23 protein-coding genes are annotated in these 21,386 nt (G+C 65.9%); 3 read left to right on the forward strand and 20 right to left on the reverse strand.

Annotated elements, in window-relative coordinates; all coding sequences use genetic code 11:
* Nucleotides 1-16: 16 nt before the first annotated feature.
* The 12 genes from COW1_RS06100 to COW1_RS06155 form a co-directional block, all read right to left on the reverse strand.
* Entirely contained in the window at nucleotides 17-385 is a 369-nt protein-coding gene (locus tag COW1_RS06100) for a response regulator (protein ID WP_201345710.1), read from the reverse strand.
* Nucleotides 363-2,255: an ATP-binding protein gene (locus COW1_RS06105; RefSeq protein WP_201345711.1), complete on the reverse strand. Its 1,893-nt coding sequence runs from the start codon at nucleotides 2,253-2,255 to the stop codon at nucleotides 363-365. Before COW1_RS06105 ends, COW1_RS06100 begins: the two co-directional genes overlap by 23 nt.
* Before the next feature lie 42 nt (nucleotides 2,256-2,297).
* Nucleotides 2,298-2,678 (reverse strand): DUF2892 domain-containing protein, encoded by a 381-nt coding sequence (locus COW1_RS06110; protein WP_201345712.1) that lies wholly within the window; start codon nucleotides 2,676-2,678, stop codon nucleotides 2,298-2,300.
* A 105-nt stretch (nucleotides 2,679-2,783) separates the two neighbouring features.
* The gene (gene relA, locus COW1_RS06115) at nucleotides 2,784-4,982 is read right to left on the reverse strand and encodes a GTP diphosphokinase (protein WP_370590887.1); all 2,199 of its coding nucleotides are present in this window, start codon (nucleotides 4,980-4,982) and stop codon (nucleotides 2,784-2,786) included.
* A 195-nt stretch (nucleotides 4,983-5,177) separates the two neighbouring features.
* On the reverse strand, nucleotides 5,178-6,101 hold the full coding sequence (locus tag COW1_RS06120; RefSeq protein ID WP_201345714.1) for an AEC family transporter: 924 nt from the start codon (nucleotides 6,099-6,101) through the stop codon (nucleotides 5,178-5,180).
* Nucleotides 6,102-6,436: 335 nt separating this feature from the next.
* On the reverse strand, nucleotides 6,437-7,051 hold the full coding sequence (locus tag COW1_RS06125; protein ID WP_201345715.1) for an ABC-type transport auxiliary lipoprotein family protein: 615 nt from the start codon (nucleotides 7,049-7,051) through the stop codon (nucleotides 6,437-6,439).
* Between the two features lie 2 nt (nucleotides 7,052-7,053).
* Nucleotides 7,054-7,986, reverse strand: a complete 933-nt coding sequence (locus COW1_RS06130) for an MlaD family protein (RefSeq protein ID WP_201345716.1) — start codon at nucleotides 7,984-7,986, stop codon at nucleotides 7,054-7,056.
* Nucleotides 7,987-7,995: 9 nt separating this feature from the next.
* A complete protein-coding gene (locus COW1_RS06135; protein ID WP_201345717.1) occupies nucleotides 7,996-8,826 on the reverse strand; it encodes an ABC transporter ATP-binding protein in 831 nt (276 codons plus the stop codon).
* A gap of 1 nt (nucleotide 8,827) precedes the next feature.
* Nucleotides 8,828-9,616: an ABC transporter permease gene (locus COW1_RS06140; RefSeq protein ID WP_201345718.1), complete on the reverse strand. Its 789-nt coding sequence runs from the start codon at nucleotides 9,614-9,616 to the stop codon at nucleotides 8,828-8,830.
* Between the two features lie 211 nt (nucleotides 9,617-9,827).
* A complete protein-coding gene (locus tag COW1_RS06145; RefSeq protein WP_201345719.1) occupies nucleotides 9,828-10,157 on the reverse strand; it encodes an STAS domain-containing protein in 330 nt (109 codons plus the stop codon).
* Entirely contained in the window at nucleotides 10,154-10,582 is a 429-nt protein-coding gene (locus COW1_RS06150) for an ATP-binding protein (protein WP_201345720.1), read from the reverse strand. Before COW1_RS06150 ends, COW1_RS06145 begins: the two co-directional genes overlap by 4 nt.
* Nucleotides 10,579-12,288, reverse strand: a complete 1,710-nt coding sequence (locus COW1_RS06155) for an HDOD domain-containing protein (protein WP_201345721.1) — start codon at nucleotides 12,286-12,288, stop codon at nucleotides 10,579-10,581. The genes COW1_RS06150 and COW1_RS06155 overlap by 4 nt, the downstream gene beginning before the upstream one ends.
* A 228-nt stretch (nucleotides 12,289-12,516) precedes the next feature.
* On the opposite strand from COW1_RS06155, the gene COW1_RS06160 reads away from it, so the two are divergent.
* Nucleotides 12,517-13,011, forward strand: a complete 495-nt coding sequence (locus COW1_RS06160; protein WP_197703025.1) for a CDP-archaeol synthase — start codon at nucleotides 12,517-12,519, stop codon at nucleotides 13,009-13,011.
* 85 nt (nucleotides 13,012-13,096) lie between these two features.
* On the opposite strand, the gene COW1_RS06165 is transcribed toward COW1_RS06160, so the two are convergent.
* From COW1_RS06165 to COW1_RS06185, 5 genes are all read right to left on the reverse strand, one after another.
* Nucleotides 13,097-14,083 carry a metallophosphoesterase gene (locus COW1_RS06165; protein WP_201345722.1) on the reverse strand — a complete coding sequence of 329 codons (987 nt, stop codon included), beginning with the start codon at nucleotides 14,081-14,083 and terminating at the stop codon, nucleotides 13,097-13,099.
* A 3-nt stretch (nucleotides 14,084-14,086) separates the two neighbouring features.
* Nucleotides 14,087-14,779: a rhomboid family intramembrane serine protease gene (locus COW1_RS06170; protein ID WP_201345723.1), complete on the reverse strand. Its 693-nt coding sequence runs from the start codon at nucleotides 14,777-14,779 to the stop codon at nucleotides 14,087-14,089.
* 13 nt (nucleotides 14,780-14,792) lie between these two features.
* A complete protein-coding gene (locus tag COW1_RS06175) occupies nucleotides 14,793-15,203 on the reverse strand; it encodes a CDGSH iron-sulfur domain-containing protein (protein ID WP_096365979.1) in 411 nt (136 codons plus the stop codon).
* A 149-nt stretch (nucleotides 15,204-15,352) separates the two neighbouring features.
* Nucleotides 15,353-16,429 (reverse strand): PA0069 family radical SAM protein, encoded by a 1,077-nt coding sequence (locus tag COW1_RS06180; RefSeq protein WP_201345724.1) that lies wholly within the window; start codon nucleotides 16,427-16,429, stop codon nucleotides 15,353-15,355.
* A 133-nt stretch (nucleotides 16,430-16,562) separates the two neighbouring features.
* The gene (locus COW1_RS06185) at nucleotides 16,563-17,342 is read right to left on the reverse strand and encodes a response regulator (protein ID WP_201345725.1); all 780 of its coding nucleotides are present in this window, start codon (nucleotides 17,340-17,342) and stop codon (nucleotides 16,563-16,565) included.
* Nucleotides 17,343-17,551: 209 nt separating this feature from the next.
* On the opposite strand from COW1_RS06185, the gene COW1_RS06190 reads away from it, so the two are divergent.
* Together COW1_RS06190 and COW1_RS06195 are read left to right on the forward strand one after the other, a co-directional pair.
* Nucleotides 17,552-17,935 carry a DUF6394 family protein gene (locus COW1_RS06190; protein WP_096365976.1) on the forward strand — a complete coding sequence of 128 codons (384 nt, stop codon included), beginning with the start codon at nucleotides 17,552-17,554 and terminating at the stop codon, nucleotides 17,933-17,935.
* Between the two features lie 10 nt (nucleotides 17,936-17,945).
* Nucleotides 17,946-19,664 (forward strand): TrkA family potassium uptake protein, encoded by a 1,719-nt coding sequence (locus COW1_RS06195; RefSeq protein WP_201345726.1) that lies wholly within the window; start codon nucleotides 17,946-17,948, stop codon nucleotides 19,662-19,664.
* A 6-nt stretch (nucleotides 19,665-19,670) separates the two neighbouring features.
* Here COW1_RS06195 and COW1_RS06200 read toward each other — a convergent pair whose 3' ends face one another.
* The 3 genes from COW1_RS06200 to msrA are packed head-to-tail and all read right to left on the reverse strand — an operon-like array spanning nucleotide 19,671 to nucleotide 21,312.
* Nucleotides 19,671-20,126 (reverse strand): DUF2007 domain-containing protein, encoded by a 456-nt coding sequence (locus tag COW1_RS06200; protein WP_201345727.1) that lies wholly within the window; start codon nucleotides 20,124-20,126, stop codon nucleotides 19,671-19,673.
* Nucleotides 20,126-20,662: a DUF488 family protein gene (locus tag COW1_RS06205; protein WP_201345728.1), complete on the reverse strand. Its 537-nt coding sequence runs from the start codon at nucleotides 20,660-20,662 to the stop codon at nucleotides 20,126-20,128. The genes COW1_RS06200 and COW1_RS06205 overlap by 1 nt, the downstream gene beginning before the upstream one ends.
* On the reverse strand, nucleotides 20,659-21,312 hold the full coding sequence (gene msrA, locus COW1_RS06210) for a peptide-methionine (S)-S-oxide reductase MsrA (protein WP_201345729.1): 654 nt from the start codon (nucleotides 21,310-21,312) through the stop codon (nucleotides 20,659-20,661). The genes COW1_RS06205 and msrA overlap by 4 nt, the downstream gene beginning before the upstream one ends.
* Nucleotides 21,313-21,386 lie beyond the last annotated feature (74 nt).

Consider the following 21,386-nt stretch of genomic DNA (forward strand, 5'->3'; position numbering starts at 1 on the left):
CATCGACGGCGGGGAATCAGCCCGGCTGGAGCAGCCGCTCGATCTTCTGCGTCAGGCGGGCGAAATCCACCGGCTTGGTATCGTAGTCGTCGCAGCCGGCAGCAAAGGCCCGCTCCCGGTCTTCGGCCATCGCATGCGCGGTGAGTACCACGATCGGGATGTGGGCGGTGTGCACCCCGCACTTGAGCAGTCGGGTCGCCTCCCAGCCGTCGAGATCCGGCAGGCTCAGATCCATCAGGATCAGTTCCGGTTGCTCGACCCCGGCCATCTCCACACCGGCGCGGCCACTGACCGCCGTCAGCACCTCGTGGCCGCGGCGGGCGAGGCGCCGGCTGAGCATGTCACGGTTCAGTTCATTGTCTTCAACCAGCAGCAGTCTCGCCATCCGCATCGCCTTTGCCGGCCAGATCCAGTCCATGCAGCACCGCGACCAGATGCTGTCTGAGATTCACCCCCTTGGGCACCACCGCCGCGCGGTGCTGATCCAGTTCACGGCGGTCGTTCTCATTGATATCCATGGCAGAGACCACCACCAGGGGCAACGCCGCCGTGGCGGGGTTGCCGCGCAGCCACTTGATGAAATCGAAGCCGTTCATGTTGGGCAGAATGAGATCGGTACAGATCAGCTGCGGGCGCAGCGATTCCAGCAGCCCGATGGCCTCGCGCCCGTCGCGGGCCTCGATCACCTCCACGCCTTCCGCCTGCAGGGTGCGCCTGACCAGGTCCCGGCTGGCGGCATTGTCATCCACCACCAGGGCCTGGCAGTCGACCGGCACAGCGGTGATGGGCTCGGGCACCGGGAGCGGGCTTTCGGACAGTTCCGGACGCACTGGGGATTCCGGTTGCAGCCGGCTCAGATCCGCCGGCAGGCGGAGGGTGAAGCGACTGCCCCGGCCCGGTTCACTGTCGACCTCGACACTGCCGCCGAGCTTCTCGCAGATGCGGCGGCTGATCGCCAGGCCCAGGCCGGTGCCGCCATACTTGCGGGTACTGGAGGAATCGATCTGGGAGAACTCCTGGAACAGCCGGTCGAGCTTCTCCGGCGGGATGCCGATGCCGGTATCCTCGACCGTGAAATCGATCCATTCCTGCTCGCCTTCCCGACGCCGCGCCAGGCCCAGGCGAACCTCACCGTTCTCGGTGAACTTGGCCGCATTGCTCAGCAGGTTCATCAGCACCTGGCGCAGCTTGGTCTCGTCCGAAAACATCCGGCCGGGGGACTCCGGCACCTGCACCTCGAAACGGTTGCTGTTGTGCGAAATCATGGGCTGGATATTGTCGACCACGTCGTTGACCAGGTCGCGCAGCCGGAACATGACCGGATTGACTTCCATCTTGCCTGCTTCGATCTTGGACAGATCAAGCACGTCGTTGATCAATGACAGCAAGTGCCGACCGGCGGATTTGATCTTGTGCAGATCCGGGGTGAGTTCCTTCACGCCCAGATCGCCGGCCTCCTCCTCCAGCATTTCGCTGTAGCCGATGATGGCATTGAGCGGGGTGCGCAGTTCGTGGCTCATGTTGGCCAGGAAGGCGCTTTTGGCCCGACTGACCGAGCGCGCCTCCTCGGCGGCCTGTTCGAGTTCACGCTGCTGCGCCATCAGTCGGTCCAGCATCTGGTTGAAGAACCGCGACAGGTAACCGAACTCGTCCTCGCGCGAGATATCCAGACGCACCTCCCGTCGGCCCTCGGAGACGGCGCGGGTGGCACTGACCAGCTGCTGCAGGGGCCGGTGCACGATGGTGCGGATGGACCAGGTCAGGAACAGACCGAACACCAGCAGGGTGGCGAAGATGCCGATCACCAGCTGATTGCGCCGCTGCGCGACCAGCCCGTCCAGGTCGGGGTGGAACACCTCCAGATCGATGTCCTGCCCGGGCGCCAGCGCCGTCGGGAGATGCCGCTCGATCACACCGCCCTGTCCGGCATCGCCGACGAAGTAATCGCGTCTGCCGATCTGCAGCCCGATGGCGGAAAAGCCGCTGTCCTGCTGCAGTTCGGCCAGGCGGCCGGCCAGATCGGCGTAGCCGCTGTCTGAACCGGTCTTGACCAGGGTGGCCACCTGATAGGCCATGCTGTCGGCCTCGGCCTCGAAATCGGCCTGCAGCCGCGATTCCATGTCGCGCAGCAGCCAGGTCGCGACGATGAACACCGCCACGATGATCACCCACATCACCAGGGCGGTGATCTTGACCGCGATGCTGGCCTGCCAGTTGCGGGTCCAGTCGTCGGAGACAATGACTTCGTCAGACATGGGTGGATCGATTCCTTGCGGGTGCAGCGTGAGGGGCAGCGGTCAGCGGAATCCCAGCCAGCGCAGTCCCATCACCATCGGACAGATGTTGGTCATGCCGGCCATGAACAGCATGAAACCGATGAACCAGGGAAAGAACCAGGCGACTTCCGGCAGCCCGACATAGCTGGCCAGCAGCAGGACGAAAACTATCAGCCGCAGCATGCGCTCGGCATCGAAGCCGAAGCGTGGACAGTTGCCCATGAAGGGATCGCGGTAGTCGGAACCGTAGCGCAGCCTGGAGACGATGATGGGGATGCGCCAGTTGGTGAGCCCCTCGAACAGCAGCACGCCCATGTAGATATAGATGGGCAGCGGCTGCTGCAGATACAGGAGCACGATCAGGGTGGTACCGAGAATGAACCGGTAGGCGCGTTCGCTCATGAAGTCGCTCGTATTTCCGCTGCAGTTAGGCCCCGAACCTGACAGGGGCTGCCATTTTTCTTCTTAGCGGCGTGAGCGGGCTGGGCTTGACCCTGACCCCTCGGGTCAGTGCTGGAGCTCGCGGCGGGCCTCGATCACGTTGGGCAGCTGGCCGATGCGGGTAAGCACCCGGCTGAGCTCCTCCAGGTCACTGATCTCGATGCTCAGTTTCATCCTGGCGGCATGATCGTGCTTGTCGGTGACGGTATTCACTCCGAGCACATTGATCTTTTCGGTGGCCAGCACCGAGGTGATGTCGCGCAGCAGCCCCGAGCGGTCGTAGGCCAGGATCTGGATATCGACCGGATAGACCCGCTGCTGGCTGCCGCCCCAGCTGACCTCGATGAGGCGTTCGTGCTCATGCTGGTACAGGCGCAGTACGTTGGGGCAGTCACGGCGGTGGATGGTCACGCCGCGGCCACGGGTGATGTAGCCCACGATCGGGTCCTGCGGCACCGGATGACAGCAGCGGGCCATATGGGTGAGCAGGTTGCCCACCCCGAGGATGCGCACATCACCGCCCTCCTCGCCGCGGCTGCTGGGACGGCTGAGCGGGATGGCCTCTTCTTCCCGGGTAAACAGATCATTGGCCGCGCTGACGATCTGGGTGCTGCCGATGTCGCCCTTGCCGATGGCGACCAGCAGATCCTGCACATTGTCGAAGCGCAGGCGCCGGGCCAACTCCTCCCAGTTCATGTTGTCCAGTCCCAACCGGTCGAGCTCGCGTTCCAGCACCGCGCGCCCGGCGGCCAGGTTCTTGTCCCGGTCCTGCTGGTGGAACCAGTGGCGGACCTTGGCGCGGGCCCGGGAGGACTTGAGATAGCCCAGGTGCGGACTGAGCCAGTCGCGGCTGGGGGTACCATTGCGGGTGGTGAGGATCTCCACCTGTTCGCCGTTGTGCAGTTCGTAGGTCAGCGGCACGATCTGGCCGTCGATCTTGGCCCCGCGGCAGCGATGCCCGATCTCGGTGTGGATGTGATAGGCGAAGTCCAGCGGGGTGGCGCCCTGGGGCAGATCGACCACCTGGCCCTGCGGCGTGAGCACGTAGACCCGGTCGCCGGTCTCGGATTTGAACCGATCGACGAAATCGCTGGCGGTGGATTCCTCATCCCGCCACTCGATGAGCTGGCGCAGCCAGGCGATCTTCTGCTCGAAACTCTGGTCGAAGCGCCCGCCTTCCTTGTAGCGCCAGTGGGCGGCCACGCCGAGTTCGGCGTGCTCGTGCATCTCGCGGGTGCGGATCTGGATCTCCAGGGTGCGTCCGCCGGGCCCGACCACTGCCGTATGCAGGGAGCGGTAGTTGTTCTCCTTGGGGTTGGCGATGTAGTCGTCGAATTCGCGTGGGATGTGATGCCACATGCTGTGCACCACACCCAGCGCGGCATAGCAATCCGCCACCCGCTCGACCAGAATGCGCACGGCGCGCACGTCGAAGATCTCGTTGAAGCCGACGTTCTTGCGCTGCATCTTGCGCCAGATGCTGTAGATATGCTTGACCCGCCCGCTGACCTCGCCCTGGATGCCGGCGGCCTGCAGTTCATTGCGGATGCTCACCACCACATGGTCGATGTAGCGCTCGCGGTCCAGGCGGCGTTCGTCCAGATGCGTGGCGATCTCCTTGTAGACGCCGGGTTCCAGGTAGCGCAGCGACAGGTCTTCCAACTCCCACTTGATCTGACCGATGCCCAGGCGGTTGGCCAGCGGCGCGTACAGTTCCAGCGTCTCGCGGGCGATGCGCCGCTGACTCGCGGTCTCGAGGTGACGCAGGGTGCGCATGTTGTGGAGCCGGTCGGCCAGTTTGACCAGGATGACGCGAATGTCCTCGGCCATGGCCAGCAGCAGCTTGCGCAGACTCTCGGCATGTTCCTGCGCCTTCTGCGCGGCATCACGGTAGCGGCTGATCTGGCCCATCTTGGTCACCCCGTCGACCAGGCGGGCGATGGCGGGACCAAAGTCGCTACGGACCTCATCCAGTGTGACCGGGGTATCCTCGACCACGTCGTGCAGGATGGCGGCGCAGACGGATTCGTGATCCAGACCCAGCTGATGGACGATCTCGGCCACCGCCAGCACGTGGCTGAGATAGGGCTCGCCCGAGGCCCGGCGCTGTCCGGCATGGGCACGGACGGCATAGTCCACGGCCCGTTCGATCAGGCCGCGGCCTTCCTCGCTGAAGCCGAGGGTCAGGGCGGCACGGTACTGCGCCGGATCGGGATCCTCCCGCCCGGTCGTCGCCTGAACGCTCGTCTGACTCACACTGACCATAGCTGCAGCCACCTTCCTGATTTGCGTAGGTCGGGTTAGCCTGGAAGGCGTAACCCGACATCCTCCGCGGCCATGTCGGGTTACGCTGCGCTAACCCGACCTACACCTTGATAAGAGTAAGATGCAGGTGCTCTAACAGTTATTCAAGGCAAGAATCGTTCCCCGGTCAAGCAGGAGAAGGGTACGGAGGCGCCATCAGAACCCTCCCGACGCCCATTGATACCACAGGGGCAGGGTCAGCAGACTCAAAAGTGTCGAAACAGTCACGGTCATGGCATAGAGAGCGCTGTCCAGGCCGTAGCGGTCGCACAGGACGATGCCGATGACCATGCTCGGCATGGCCGCCTCCAGCACCACGGCGGTGCGCACCCAGCCCTCCAGCCCGAGCAGGGCCGTTCCACCAAAGACCAGCAGCGGCATCAGCAGCAGCTGGATGATGACCGGATTGGCCAGGGCCACCACCTCCAGCTGGCCGCGTGCCGGCCAGAACAGGCCCATGCCCAGGGCCAGCAGCATCAGCGGCACCACCGCGCTGGCCAGGCTGTCCAGCACCGAGGCCAGCATCGCCGGCACCGGCACCGCAGCCAGGTTCAGCGCCACCGCGATCAGCGCCGCCCACAGCGGCGGCACCTTCAGCAATCGGGTGAACATGCCGCCGCCGGGACCGCGGTCGCCATAACGCTGCGCGACCAGGATGCCCAGGGTCAGCAGCAGCGGTGTGCAGGCGAACAGGTCGTACTGGATGGCGATGCTGCGGGCCTGGGGGCCGAAGGTGTTCTCCAGTACCGGCAGCCCGAGGTAGGTGACATTGGGAAAGGCGGCGGCCAGCATCAGGGCCGCGCTCTTGCGTCGTGACAGACCGCACAGCCGGCACAGCAGGCGGCTCAGCGCCAGCGCCGAGATCACGCCGGTGATCGCCAGGGCCGAGATCTTGAAGGTGGACCAGCCCAACTCGGCCTGCCACAGGGTCAGCAGCACCAGCGCCGGCAGCAGAACATAGAACACCACATCGGTGATGCCGCGGCGCAGCTGCTCCGGCGGCAGGCCGCCCAGGCCGATGCGGCGCACCCCCACGCCCAGGGCGACGATCACGAACATCTCCAGGATGGTCTGCAGCATGATAGAGCGAGGCGCCTCTGATTAACCCGTCATCGAGGGAATCGCAGGATTCGTTGTATTAACCCAGTCAGTGCATCAATTGCGGTTGTCATACCCGCCATCGTCATCCCGGCGCAGGCCGGGATCCAGGGACGACAGCGCTATCCGGATGAATCGCTGCGCTCGGCCTGCGCCGGAATGATGCAAGACAAGCCCCGGCTGGACTGCCCGTCCGGTGAACTCCAGCCACTGGGCTGTCACACAGGCTGCACCCCGAAACTGCAGAACTTCGCGTGCCCGGCAGTGATTTTCCTGTCAACTGCCAGGTTGATCAGTGGTTCCCTGACACGGCGTGCTCAGGGGCGCGCGTCCGTCAGCCGCTGCAGCCACTCCGCGCTCAACTGTTCCAGAGCGCTGTGAAAGAGTCCCACCGTGGTGTGCATGGAGGCGTCGCCGGCGTCGGCGAACAGGGTCCGGCTCAACTCGCTCGCCGCCAGGCGCTCGCCCGTTTCGTGGTCGAGCAGTTCGAGCTCCAGCGCCACCTCCACGCCTGTACCCCGCGCTGCCCGTATCTGGTCGAAGCGCTCGAGCCGGGCACGCAGCCGGTAGCGTGCCTCGCCGGCATAGTCCTCCTCCAGCACCCGGTCTGCCAGGCCGGCGGCAGTGAGGTAGTCGGTCAGATACGCCTGCAACAGTCGCGGCGGGCGCTCGCTCCAGTAATGATAGTGATGGCGCCGCAGCTGCAGCGGCTGCCCGGTGGTGCGATAGACAATGGCGCGGTCCTGGTACAGGGCCGGCGTCTGCACCGCGGCGACGACCAGGCCGCCGGTCAGCAATGGCCGGCTCAGGCGGTTGTCGGGATCGGGCCGCGCGAGACGGTAGTAGCTGTCCTCGGGCACGGCGGCGGGACCGGCGCAGCCGCCAACCAGCAGCACCATAAGCAGACTGAAGACTGTGACTGTGCAGCGCATCCCTACTCCTCCGCCTGCGGCCGGCTGCGGATCAGCAGGCCGGGATTGCCGCGGATCTGGCGGCTGAACTCGTTCATGTTGCGGCTGGCCTGGCGCAGGTCGTGCATGATGGCGTCGATGGCGCGGGCCGAGGCCTCTACCGAGCGGCGCAGACCGACCACGCTGCGGCGCACATCGGCGTCGTTGTCGCGCACCAGGGCATGGGCATCCGCAAGCAGCGCATCCAGCGCCTGCTGCGAACTCTGCAGGCCGCGGCTCAGACCGGCCAGGTCGCGGCTCATATCATCGACGTTGACCAGGATGCTGTCCACCCGCGTCTCGGTGTCGGCATCCAGAATGGACTCCAGCCGCGCGGCGCTGTTGTCCAGCCGCCCGACCATGGACTCCAGCCCGCCGAGGATACCCGGCAGCCGGGCCTGCACCTCGCCCCCGATGCCGCTGACCTGGGTATTGAGGTTGTCCAGCAACGGCCGCAGGCTGTCGCGGGTCAGCCCGCCGACCTCGGCCGCCACTTCGTTGAGCACGGCGAACACGTCCTGTGCCGGGGCACTGGGTATGGCTGCACCCGGTTCCAGGTGACGCTCGCTCCCGCCCTCCGCGATCTCGATCACGGTATCCCCCAGCAGGCCGGTGGCATGGATCCTCGCCAGACTGTCTGCGGGAATGCGCCAATCGCGCCGGACCAGCACCTCCACCCGGTAGCGGGTACCCTGCCCGGTCTGTTCCGGCACCAGCCGGTCCACATACCCGACCTGGTAGCCCTCGTAGGTGACGTGGGTGCCCTTGCCCAGACCGGCGATGTTGTGAAAATAGACGTGATAGGGCTCGGCCTGGCCCACCCGGCCGGTGATCTTGTACAGCGCGACGAGCAGCACCGTCAGGCTGATCAGGGTGAACAGCCCCACCAGGAAATAATTGATATTGTCTCTACGCATTTTTATTGATCACTGCCTGGTCAGTCGTTGCAGGTAATCCTCGGCGTCGAGCTGCAGCGCCTCCGGCCGGCGCTGCAGCAGGGCCTGGACACGACACTGGTCCGTCGCCCGCACCGCCTCGGTGGTGTCGGTCATCAGGATGCGGCCGCGGTCCAGCACGGTGATGCGGTCGGCGATCTTGAACGCGCTCTCCAGTTCGTGCGTTACCACCACGATGGTGATCTTCATGATATCGCGCAGGCGGATGATCAACTCGTCGAGTTCGGCCGAGACCACCGGGTCCAGTCCCGCCGAGGGCTCGTCGAAGAACAACAGCTGCGGGTCCATCACAATGGCCCGGGCCAGCGCCGCGCGCTTGACCATGCCGCCGGAGAGCTGGTTGGGCAGCAGGTCCTCGAAGCCGGCCAGGTTCACCACCTCCAGCTTCATGCGGGTCATGATGCGGACGGTGTTCTCATCCAGCCGGGTGTGTTCGCGCAGCGGGAAGGCAACGTTGTCCTCCACCGTCATGGAACTGAACAGGGCCCCGCCCTGGAAGGACACGCCGATGCGCTTGCGCAGCGCCAGCAGTTCGCGCTCGCCGAGACGTCCGATGTCCTGGCCGAACAGCCGCACCGTGCCTGCGGCCGGGCGGTTCAGCCCCAGCAGGTGACGCAGCAGGGTGGACTTGCCCGAGCCGCTGCCGCCCATGATCACGTGGATCTCGCCGGCGCTGATGTCCAGGTCGACATCCTCCAGCACGCTCACCTCGCCATAGCGTGCGCCCAGGCCCTGCACCTCGACCACCGGCTGGCCCGGCTGAATGCGTTCACGTGCGCCCGGTTTCGCTGCCGCGTCCATGTCAGCGACTCAGGAACAGGGTGAAGAGCATATCGGCAATGACGATTGCGGCGATGCACAAGACCACTGAACGGGTGGTCGAATGACCGATGCCGTCCGCTCCGCCGCGGGCCATGAAACCGTTGGTGCAGCCCACCAGCGCGATCAGCACCGCAAACACCAGGCTCTTGACCAGGCCCTGCATGACATCAGACACCTCCAGGTAGGCAATCACCGACTCCCAGTAGGTGGCCAGGCTGAAGTGCAGCTTGAGCACACACAGCAGCCCGCCGCCGGTCAGGGCCATGAGATTGGCCAGGATGGTCAGCGCCGGCACCATCAGCAGCATCGCCAGCAGGATGGGGGCGACCAGGTAGCGCACCGGGTTCACGCCCAGTACCCGCAGGGCGTCGATCTCCTGCGACATCTGCATCGAACCGATGCGCGCGGCGATGGCCGAACCGGAACGCCCCGCCACCACAATGCCGACAATCAGCGCGCCGAACTCGCGCGTGATCGACAGCGCCAGTCCGGGGATGACCTGGGACTCGGCGCCGAAATCCTTGAGCGTATAGACCCCCTGCAGGGCCATCATCACGCCGTTGGCAAAGGCCAGAATGGCGACGATGGGAATCGCCGCCACACCGATGCGCATCATCTCGGTGACCACGGCGCGCAGCCGCACCGGCTGGCCGCGCAGCGCCCCGGCGACCAGCCAGTACAGGCTTTCGACCAGCAGCAGCGCGGCATAGCCGAACTCGTCGATGCCGCGCGCCACGCGCCGGCCCAGGTTTTCGGTCAGGGCATACACAGGCTATCTCTGGTTAATGGCCACGGAACCACACGGAATGACACGGAAAATTCCAAAAAAAAAGCGTAGGTCGGGTTAGCGCAGCGTAACCCGACATGGCCCGGCGCCGGATTACGCCCTTCGGGCTGATCCGATCTATGGGACTGGATTCCGGCCTGCGCCGGAATGACGGGTATTAGTTCGCTGATCAGATCTGTCTCCATAATGCTTTCTAAACCGCCGGACAGGCATCGATGCCGGAATAGACGTCGAACACCGTATCCAGCCGCGCCAGCTGCAGCACCTTCATGGCCGCCTCGCTGACGCCGACCAGGGCAAAGGCCAGCCCGCCCTCACGCGCCTTCTGCAGCCCTTCGACCAGGCTGGCCACGCCGGAACTGTCGATGTAACTCACTGCGGACAGATCCACCAGGGTGGGTCGGCCCTCCTCCAGGCAGCCGAGGATCAGCTCGCGCGCCTGCGGCGAACTGTACAGATCGATCTCGCCCTGCAGCGCGACCACGGCGTAGCCCCGGTCCAGATTCACCTCGGCGTGTGTCATCGTCCCTGTCCTGACTCCCTGTAGACCCGCATGCGCATGCGGTTGCCCTCGGGCGAGGGCGAGTACTCCATGCCGTCCAGGATGCTCTGCATGAAGTGCATCCCCAGCCCTCCCGGGCGCAGCTGTTCCAGCGGCCGCGGCCGCAACTGCCCGCGCGCCACGCCCTGGCCCCAGTCGATCAGTTCGAACGCCAGCCCGGCCTCCAGTGCATAGGCCTCCAGCACCACCGGCCCGGGGTCGCGCCCGGCATAGGCGTGCTGGATGACATTGGCGCAGGCCTCGTTGACCGCCAGCACCACGGCATCCCGCTGCTCCGGGGTGAAACCGGCGCCCGCCGCCAGTTCGCGCAGCAGGCTGCGCAGCAGCTGCAGCCGCTCCGGCAGGGCATCGAACTCGATCCGCAGCAATCGCGTTGCCTGTTTCATTCTGATGTCGTCAAATCCACGGCCAGCAGGGTCAGGTCGTCACGTGGACTGCCGCTGGCGGGGATAACCGCGTCCATGATCCGATGCAAACGCTGTTCCAGTTCCAGATGACGCTCGCGCCGGATCAGCCCGGCCAGCCCCTCCAGTTCCAGCGGCGCCCCCTGGACCTCGGCCTCGATCAGGCCGTCGGTGAACAGGTACAACTCACCGGCAGTGAGGTCGAACTCCACGGCGGGGAACCTTCCCTCGGGCAGTATGCCCAGCGGCGGCGCCAGGGCCGGGAATTCCCGTATCGCCCCGTCCGGCCCGGCCTGCAACGCCGGCAGATGCCCGGCATTGGCCAGTTTTCCCCGGCCGCTGTGAACATCGTAGATACCGATGACCATGGTCACGAACATGCCGCGGATGGCACTTTCGGCAATCTCGCGGTTGAGGGTAGCCAGCAGCATGGAGGGATCCACCAGCACCTTGCCCAGGCAGTGGAACAGGCTGCTGGCCTTGGCCATGAGCAGGGCGGCGTTCATGCCCTTGCCGGAAACATCGGCGATGGCGAACCAGATCTGGTCATTACGCGTCGGGAAATAGTCATAGAAATCGCCGGATAACCGGCGGGCGGAATGATTGACGCCGATAACCCGACCCCGCGGCACCTCGCGCCGGGGCATCAGGCTGCACTGCACTTCGCGGGCCAGGGTCAGTTCCCGCTCCAGTTCATGGGCCATGTGGTTGCGCTCATCCAGAGCGCGTTCCAGTTCCAGGGTCATTTCCTGGAAGCTGAGATTGTCCTCGGCCAGGCGCAGGTTGGCCGCGCGCATGACCTCGTCCAGGCCGGTCTGGTGCGCAATCGGCAGGTTCAGGGCCTGGGCGGCCTCGGCCATGGCCTGGTTGATGTGATCGAGCAATGCATCGGTGACGGCGGACTCCAGGCCCCAGTCGCCGTGCAGCAACTCGCGGCAGCGGTGGATGACGCCGCGGCTGTCGTCTGCGGTATAGACAGCCGCCAGCCAGTCGGCGCTGCGCGCCAGCCGGCACAGCGACTGCACATGCGGTTCCAGTTCCGTCAGCACCGGCGCGTGATGCAGGCCGATGACTTCGTTCAACTCTTCAGGCAATCCCCACTGCCGCGCCAGGGTCTGCCCGAGTTGGGTGTGGGTCATACCGAACAGGGTACGCTCTGCCTGCAGGCGCGCCTCGGGATCAAGCGGGCGCAGGCAGGTCCATTCGTGGCTGCGATCGGGACGCAGGTAGAATCCGATCAGCAGCCCGAAATCCTGCAGCAGTCCGACGGTGAAGGCCTCGTCGCCGTCCAGTCCGACCTCGCCTGCCAGCAATCGGGCCGCCACGCCACGGCGCAGTGCGTCCTCCCAGAAGGCCTCCAGATCGAAGCCGGGCATCGCGTCCGCGGCCACCGCATCGCGCATGGCCAGACACAGGGACAGATTGCGCAGGTTGCGATGCCCCAGCAGGGATACGGCATGGGCAATGCTCCTGACCTGGCTGCGCAGGGCGAAGAAGGAGGAGTTGGACAGGCGCAGCAGTTCGGCACTGAGCTTGGGCAGACGCTCGATCAACTCGGCCAACTGCGGGTTGTCGATGGCCGGATCGGTGCAGGCCTGTACCACCCGCAGCGCCTCGCGCGGCGGCGCCGGCAGGTCGGAAGGCCGGATCCGTTCCAGTTGCTGCGGTGAAATGGGCTGGCTGTTCATCCCTGAATCTGTTGTATTCTCGTCCCCTACGCCTTTATAGCGTCCACGGCAACACAAACTTGACTTGATATACAATCATTTAGGAAAGTCCTGATTAATCCGTCATGCCGGCGGAGACCGGCATCCATGTGTCTGATTCCGCTGGAACCCGGCCTGCGCCGGGATGCGCAAAAAGAAATCAATCAGAGTGTCCTCAGACTTTAACCACGAAGGCTGCAATCGTCCCGCATGGATTCCGTCCTGCCCCCCTCCCTCGCTCTGCTGCTGTTGCTGATGGTGGCCAATGGCGCGCCGATCCTGGCCCAGCGACTGCTGGGCCGGCGCTTCGACTGGCCGCTCGACGGCGGCCTGGTGTTGTCCGACCAGCAGCGGCTGCTGGGCGGATCCAAGACCGTGCGCGGCGTTGTCAGCGCCCTGCTCCTCACCCCGGTCGCGGCGCTGATGCTGGGCGAACCGGCCTGGCTGGGCGGCCTGCTCGCCCTCGGGGCGATGGCCGGCGACGCCCTGTCCAGCTTTGTGAAGCGCCGACTTGGACGACCGGCAAGCAGCCAGGCCCTGGGGCTGGACCAGATTCCCGAGGCCCTGCTGCCGCTGCTGCTGGTAGGTGAGCACCTGCAACTGGATGCGCTGACCATCACCCTGCTGGTCGTGGCCTTCCTGATCCTGGAGTTGCTGCTGTCGAAACTGCTCTACCGGCTGCGCATCCGCAAACGGCCGTATTAGTGAGGCGTCAGACACGCAGGATGGGTGGAGCGCAGCACAACCCATCACTGATCAGGCCCCTGATGGATTGCGCCGCTACACGCCTTCACCCCTCCAACGCACTGCTTCCGACCTGCGCCGGCATCAGGGTGTGGAGCGTGACCTCAGGCGGGCAATTGAGCCGCACATCGACGATGCAGGCGCCGGAGCCGGCCGAGGTATAGCCCTGCATGCCGTTGTAGCGCCAGGCGCCGCGGCACAGGGCACGCGGGGCACGGGCGTTGCACAGTATCGGCCGCCCCCCGGGCAGGCAGATCTGGCCGCCGTGGGTGTGGCCGCACAGCATCAGATCGAAGCCGAGACAGCTGGCCTGGCGGTAGAGCTCCGGCGAATGCGCGAGCAGAATGGAGACCGCCTCCTCGGGCACCCCGCCCACGGCCTTCTCCAGATTGTCGGCCCGGTAGTAGTGCGGATCGTCGACCCCGACCAGATAAATACCGTCATCGCCCCGCGCGAAGCGTACCGATTCGTTCAGCAGCAGGTGAATATCCAGCGCCTCGATCCCCGGCACCATGCGGATGCTGTCATGGTTGCCGAGGATGGCATAGACCGGCGAGGCCAGGTGTGTGCGCAGGCGTTCCAGCCCATGCAGGGCCGCCTCGCAGGGGCCGTGGGTGCGGGCGCGGAAATCCCCCGTCAGCACGCACAGGTCGTAGTCCAGTTCCCGCACCGTCTCGCTCAGCACCGCCGGCATGTCCTCGGCCATATCCAGATGCAGATCGGAGATGTGCAGCAGCCGCAGCCCCGCGCAGGCCGGCGGCAGATGAGGGATGGCTACGCGGTTGTGCCGGACCCGGATGCGGCGGGCGTTGCGCCGGCCGCGGCCGTGCAGCAGGCTGGCCCGCAGCAGCAGGCGGATCAGGCCGTGCACCGAGTACCAGTTCTCCAGGTGGAAGAAGTTGCGGCCCTGACCGAACACCCGCGCCTCGTAGTCCTGTTCCAGACCCAGCCGCTGGCGGGCATGGACACGACCCAGCCGCTCGATCAGCTGCCGGGTCAGCGCCGGGTCGCTTCGGAATGGCGAGCCGCGCACGCTTCAGCGCCCCGGCCGCTGCCACAGGGGCACGTCGCGGCGTTTGAACAGAGGCACCAGCAGCATGCCGGCGACGAAGCCGCCGATGTGCGCGCCCCAGGCCACACCGCCGCCTTCGACAGCCGTGGTGGCCGAGTTCAACAGCTGAATCACGAACCACAGCCCCAGCACCGCGACCGCCGGCAGGTAGAAGGTCTGGATGATGAAACCGAAGGGAATGGCCACCAGTACCCGCGCATGCGGATACAACAGCAGGTAGGCGCCGAGCACGCCGGAAATGGCCCCGCTGGCCCCGATCATGGGCACGGTGGATTCAGGACCGGGCAAGGCATGGGCCAGCACCGCTGCCAGTCCGCAGACCAGGTAGAAGACGATGAACCGCACGTGTCCCATCGCATCCTCGACATTGTTGCCGAAAATCCACAGGTAGAGCATGTTGCCGATGATGTGCATCCAGCCGCCATGCATGAACATGCTGGTCACCAGGGTCAGTTCGGCCGGAATCAGCTGCAGTTCCGGCGGCAGTTCGGCCAGGCCGAACAGTACTGCCGGCACCGTGCCGAACGCGAATACCGCGGCCTGCTGGGCCTGGCCCAGCGACAGCTGCCAGAAGAACACCAGCACGCAGGCCGCGATCAGGGCCACGGTGATCATCGGCGGCAACGCGGCCGGATTGTCGTCCTTGAGTGGAAACATGCGGGGACGCGGCTCAGTCGGCCTCGAAGCCGCAGGCCTTGTGGCTGGCGTCGCAGAAGGGCTTGCGCTGGGACTGCCCGCAGCGGCACAAGGCGGCCCGGGTCCGGGTGGTGGTGCTGCCCTGCGCGCCCTCGAGGGTCATGGGGCCGCTGGCGATGTACATGGCATTGGCGCGGGCCTGCACGGTCAGCGGCGCGGGTTCCTGATCCGGTGTCTGCGCGCGATCATCCTCGAAGCAGGCATCATCGCTAAATCCGGACTGCTTGTGGCTGCCGTCGCACCAGGGCTTGCGTTGCGACAGTCCGCAGCGGCACAGGCCGATCTCGGCACTGCGTTCCAGCACCCTGCCCTGGCCGTCCTGCAGTTCGATATCGCCGTACAGGATCAGCGGGCCGTTGGGGATGACCCTGATGCGGTTGGACATGTATGACTCCTGTCTGTGTATTCATCACATTAGGTTGAACGGAGGCCGCAGGCCGTAGGATGGGTGGAGCGCAGCGCAACCCATCGCGCGCGGTGTTCGATGGGTTACGGCACAAGCGCCTCCACCCATCCTACGGCCTGACCCGCGAATCAGTCGAACAGCCCCAGCTGCGGGGTCTCCTCCCGCGGCGGCCGGAAGCGGCTGCAGTCCAGCGACGGCGCGCCGGGAAAGTCCAATCGCCGATACGCCTTTCCGAACCGCTGCGCGAGCAGGTCGGCAAAGATCCCGGTGCCGCGCATGCGGCTGCCGAATGCCGCATCGTAATCCCGCCCGCCGCGGCAGTCGCGGATGCGGTTGAGCACATGCTCCGCCTTCAGGGGTTCATGCATCTGCAGCCAGTCGCTGAACAGATCCCTCACCTCGTGCGGCAGCCGCAGCAGCACATAGCCGGCGTCACAGGCCCCGGCCTCATGCGCCGCCTCCAGCAGGGCCTCCAGTTCGGCATCGGTCAGAACCGGGATCAGGGGCGCGACCAGCACACTGACCGGCACCCCCGCCGCGCTCAGGCGGGCGATGGTCTGCAACCGCCGGTGCGGCGCGGCGGCGCGCGGCTCCAGCCGCCGACTGAGCCGGCTGTCGAGCGTGGTCAGGGACACCGCCACCCGGCACAGATTGTCGGCGGCCAGCGGTGCGAGCAGGTCCAGGTCCCGTTCGATCAAAGCGGACTTGGTGACGATGGTCAGCGGATGCCGGCACTCGGCCAGCACCTCCAGGATGCGCCGGGTCAGGCCGAGCCGGCGCTCGACCGGCTGGTAGGCATCGGTATTGATGCCGAGGGCGATGGGTGCGGGCGTATAGCCGCGTCGGCCCAGTTCCCGGCGCAGCTGCTCGGGCGCATCGGGCTTGTGGTAGAGCCGGGTCTCGAAGTCCAGCCCCGGTGACAGGCCCAGCCAGGCGTGGGTGGGGCGGGCGAAACAGTACACACAGCCATGCTCGCAGCCCCGATAGGGATTGATGGAACGATCGAAGGGCACGTCCGGAGACTGGTTGTAACTGATCACGCGACGACTGCTATCGACCTCGAGCGTGGTGCCTGGGGCTTGCTCCGTCTGTGCCAGGCTGTCCCAGCCGTCATCGACGCGCTCGCGGCTGTACTGCTCGAAGCGGTTGTCGGGGTTGCTGCCCGCACCGCGGCCCTTGAACGGGCTGTCGTAGCGGATGGCCATGGTTCAGCCTCCCGGGTGGCCGTGGGTCGGCAGGGTCACGGCAAGGTGACGGGTAGGGGACATCGGGGTTGCACGCTGGGGTTGCCGCATCGGGGCCATTGTAACCCGGATCGGCGTCGGCGCGGACGGGGGATCAGACCGGGCCGGACGGTCCCTTGCCGGTGCCGGCCAGGCGCGTCGCCGGGGACGGGGGCGGTCTGTCGTCCCCGCCCCGGCGCAGCCGGGCGAAGGCACCGTCCATGCTGCGGGTCAGTTCGCGGGTGTAATCCTCCATGACGCCGCGCAGGTGCAGTTCCAGGCGTTCCTGCACCAGTTCGTCGATCATCGCCCCCAGGGCCTGCTCCACCGCCGGACGCAGCCGCTGGACCAGGCGCGGGATATCCTCGATCACGCCCTGCTCGGCATCGATCCAGGCGGAGGTCACGGCCAGCTGCAGATGCTCACGGATGTCGCGCCTGAGCTCTTCCCCGATGCGGGTGACCGTGGCGGAATCCGGACGTCCGCTGACACCACCCCCGGTCTCGTACAGCGTGGACACATGGTCAGCCTGCTGCAGCCCGTCGAGCAGCTGCGCCAGGCCGCTGGCATCCGGCCCCTTGGCCATGACCGCCACCGCGCCGTGGGCGCGGGCGCGGGCGCTGAAATCCTCGCACAGGTTGGTGGTCATCATCACGACCGGAATGTCGGCCGTGGCGGCCCGGCTGGCGATCTCCAACGCGGTCTCGAAGCCGCTGATCCCGCGCAGGTCATGATCGATGAACACGGCATCGGGGTGCTGCCGGGCGATGGCGGTCAGCGCCTGCTCGCCGGAGCCGGCCTGTTCCACCTCATAGCCGAGGCTGCGCAGCTGCTTGGTCAGCACCAGGCGGGCCGAGGGCGAGTCATCGACGACAAGGACGGTGTGGATGGTCATAGGGCGTTCCCGGGCATTGCCCGCCGGCGGTCTGGCTTTGCCCCCGCCGGCTTGGTTATTTTTCTCCCGGTAACGATAACCAAGCCCGGCCGCATGCGCAACGCGATAACTAACGAATTGATAATCCGCCACAAAACAAATACATTTGACGACACCCCTGGCAGCTCAGGCGCATCACACAAATTTAACCGCCCTTTCCGGAGACCGTGATGAACCTCGAAAAAGTCGTGTTCGCCTTCTTCATCCTGCTCGCCCTGACCCTGAATTTCGGCTTCGTCATGGGTGAGATATCCAATCCCCTGCACCACAACAAGTATGAGTTGTTCGGTGCCCTGGTGGTCAGCCTGGTCGCCACGGTGCTCAAATTCGGTGATCGGACCCACATCGGCGCGGTGCTGCTCGCCACCAGTCTGGTGGCCGACCTGCAGCTCATCGCGGCGACGCTGGTCTGGTGGTATGCCGAGCAGGTGAGCATGGTCGGGCTGACGCCGCAGGTCATGGCCGACATCGTGGGGCTGTCCGGCGGTGCGCTGGTGGCCAACTTCGCCTCCGTGGTGATACTGATCGTCGAGACCGTGATGCTGCGCCGCTGAGGCCGGAGCCATGGAACAGATCGTCTTTCTGGTCTTCCGACGCATGCGCCGGCCGCTGATCGCCATCATGGCGGCCTATTCCATCTCGGTGCTCGGCTTCATGCTGATCCCGGGGCAGGACGATGTCGGCAACGTCTGGCACATGGATTTCTTCCATGCCTTCTATTTCGTCAGCTTCATGGGCTCGACCATCGGTTTCGGCGAGATCCCTTACGCCTTCACGCCGGCGCAGCGCGGCTGGGCCACGCTCAGCATCTATCTGACGGTGATCAGCTGGCTCTATGGGATCGGCTCGCTGCTCACCATCATCCAGGACCGCACCTTTCGCCGGGTGCTGGAATTCAGCGGCTTCCGCCGCCGGGTCAAGCGGCTGTACACACCCTTTTATATCGTCTGCGGCTATGACGACACCGGCACCCTGCTGGTCGAGGAACTGACCGCACGCGGCATCGGCTGCAGCGTACTCGACATCGACAGCGGACGGATCGACGCCCTGCAGCTGCAGGACCTGCCGATGTTCGTGCCGGGGCTGCGTGCCGACGCCAGCGACTCCGAGGCCCTGGCCGCGGCCGGACTGCGCCACCCCGACTGCCGCGGCGTGATCGCGGTGACCGACGACGACCGCGTCAACCTGCGCATCGCCATCACCTGCAAGCTGCTCAGCCCGGACAAGCAGATGATCAGCCGGGTCCAGACCCGCGACATGGCCGCCAACCTGGCCTCCTTCGGCACCGACTTCATCATCAATCCCTTCGAGACCTTCAGCGACCGCTTCGCCATGCTGTTCCACTCACCCAGCATGTACCTGATCTACGAGTGGATCACCAGCATCCACAATGCGCCGCTGAAGGACTTCGTCACCCCGCCGCCCGGTAAGTGGATCCTGTGCGGCTATGGCCGTTTCGGCAAGGCACTGCGCAGCGAACTCGATGTCGAGAACGTGGAGACCCGCATCATCGAGGCCGACCCCGGACGTACCGAGCCGCCCGAGGGTACCGTCATCGGCCGCGGCACCGAGGCGGAAACCCTGATCGCCGCCGGCATCGAGTCGGCCGCGGGGCTCATTGCCGCCACCGACGACGACAGCAACAACCTGTCCATCCTGATTACCGCCAAGGATATCAACGAGGACCTGTTCACCGTGGCCCGGCAGAACGAACGCCGCAGCGACGACATATTCGGCGCCTTCGCGCCGGATTTCATCATGCAGCCCAGCACCATCACCGTACGCGGCATCCTCTCAAGGATCATCACCCCGCTGCTGCAGGACTTTCTCGACATCGCACGGAAAAAGGACGAGGACTGGGCCAACCTGCTGGTCTCGCGCGTCTCCGGCGTGGTCACCGACCGGGCCCCGGAACTCTGGGCCCTGAATCTGGACGCGGAACACGCCGGCGCGCTGCACGACCTGCTCGGGCAGGGCCGGCAGGTACCGCTGTGCCGCATTACCCGCGACCCGCAGGACTGCGAACAGGGACTGGCCCTGGTGGTCCTGCTGGTCAAGCGCGGCGGCGACACCTTCCTGCTGCCGGAGGATGAATTCGAGCTCGAACGCGGGGACAGGCTGCTGCTGTGCGGCGTGAGCGAAGCCAGGCGGCAGCTGGAACTGAGCGTGCAGAACTACAATGTGCTGAACTACCTGCTCACCGGCGAGGATCGCCCCGACGGCCTGATCTGGCGGCTGCTGCGCCGTGGCCGCGACGCCGAACGTCCCGACACGGTGCAGTGAGCCGGATCAATCCGGCTCCGGCCGCCAGCGGGTGCCGCACACCCGGCACTGGCGCAGGTCGCGCCGCGGCGGAAAGATCACGCCCACGATGCCCAGACTGAAGATCACCAGCAGCAGGGTCTGCCAGGAAAACCGGGCGAACGAATCCGCAGCACCGCAGTGCGGACAGGCCGGCGGCGCAACCTCGTCTTCCGGCAGGTCGAGCGTCTCGGCATACTCGCCTTCGCGATCGGCGGCCAGGATCTCTCGCGCCCGGTGGGCATCGGCCTCCACGACCTGCAGCTTCACCCCGCCCAGGGCATTGGACAGGAACCAGGCGGCCCAGACATGGTTTTCATGGATCACATAGGCCGGCACGCCCTCGGCCTCCAGCCGGCCGCGGGCGATGTGCGCCTGCAGCGGATCGGTGAAGCTGGCCACGGTCTCCAGGCGGTCGTGATCGATGTCGATGAAATCGACCATTACAGCAGTTCGCCCTGGGCATGGCGGTCATAGACCAGCCCGGCGGAAGTCGGCCGCGCCTCCGGACGCAGCTGGTGTCCGCGCTGTGTGCCCGGCGCGATCAGGTGACAGATCTCCACGCCCTGATGCATTAAATAATCACTGATCAGGGAACGATGGCACTGCAGCGGATCGCGTTCGGCGCACATGATGGCCGTGGGCGCCTGCGCGGCCAGTTCCACCAGTTCCGCCGCCGCCCGGCGGAAGGCCGGCGTATTCATATGATCGGCATAACCGCGCATGCCCTCGCCCAGTGCGGCATGCGGCGAATCGCTGCGTGCCCGGCGCATCCCGCCCAACTCGCCGCCGGCCCAGCGATACACCCTGCCCTGCGCCGCCAGCCCCTGCTCCAGACTGTCGGCATTGAAATGCGGAAAGCGCCCGGAGCGCGGGCGGGCGCGCACATCCACCAGGGTCCGGACGCCGGCTGCCTGCAGCAGTTCCAGCAACTCCGCCAGGGTGCGGTTGCTGTGACCCAGGGTGTACAGCCGGGTCACGGTCCGACCTGAGCGGGACTGGGACAGGCCACGCCGGTGCCGCCGTGGCCGCAGTAACCACCTGGATTCTTGGCCAGGTACTGCTGGTGATAGTCCTCGGCGTAATAAAAGGTCGGCGCCGGCAGGATCTCGGTGGTGATCTCGCCATGACCGCGCGCATGCAGCGCGGCCTGATAGGTTTCGCGGGAGGCCTCGGCCAGACGCCGCTGCTCCTCGCCATGGGTATAGATGCCGGAACGGTACTGGGTGCCGACATCGTTGCCCTGACGCATGCCCTGGGTGGGATCGTGGCCTTCCCAGAACACCCGCAGCAGATCCGCATAGTCGATGCGGCGCGGATCGAACACCACCCGCACCACCTCGTTATGCCCGGTCATGCCGGAACATACCTCCCTGTAGGTGGGATTGGGCGTATAGCCGCCGGCGTAGCCCACGGCGGTGCTGTACACCCCGTCCAGTTCCCAGAAGCCCTTTTCCGCTCCCCAGAAGCAGCCCATGCCGAACATGGCCTGTTCCATCCCTGCCGGGAAAGGCGGGACCAGCGGGTGGCCGGTGACGTAATGCCTCTCGGGCACCGGCATGGCCGCCTCGCGTCCGGGCAGCGCCTCCTCCGGCGCGGGCATCCCGGTCTTGCGCTTCAGCCCAAACATGTCTGCCCTCCTGTTGCACTTTGTTCCAAGTCTGACGCAAAGCCCCGGCACTGGCCACCATTCCCCCATGGATG

It is taken from the genome of Thiohalobacter sp. COW1 (assembly GCF_016629505.1).
Taxonomy (GTDB): Bacteria; Pseudomonadota; Gammaproteobacteria; order Thiohalobacterales; family Thiohalobacteraceae; genus Thiohalobacter; species Thiohalobacter thiocyanaticus_A.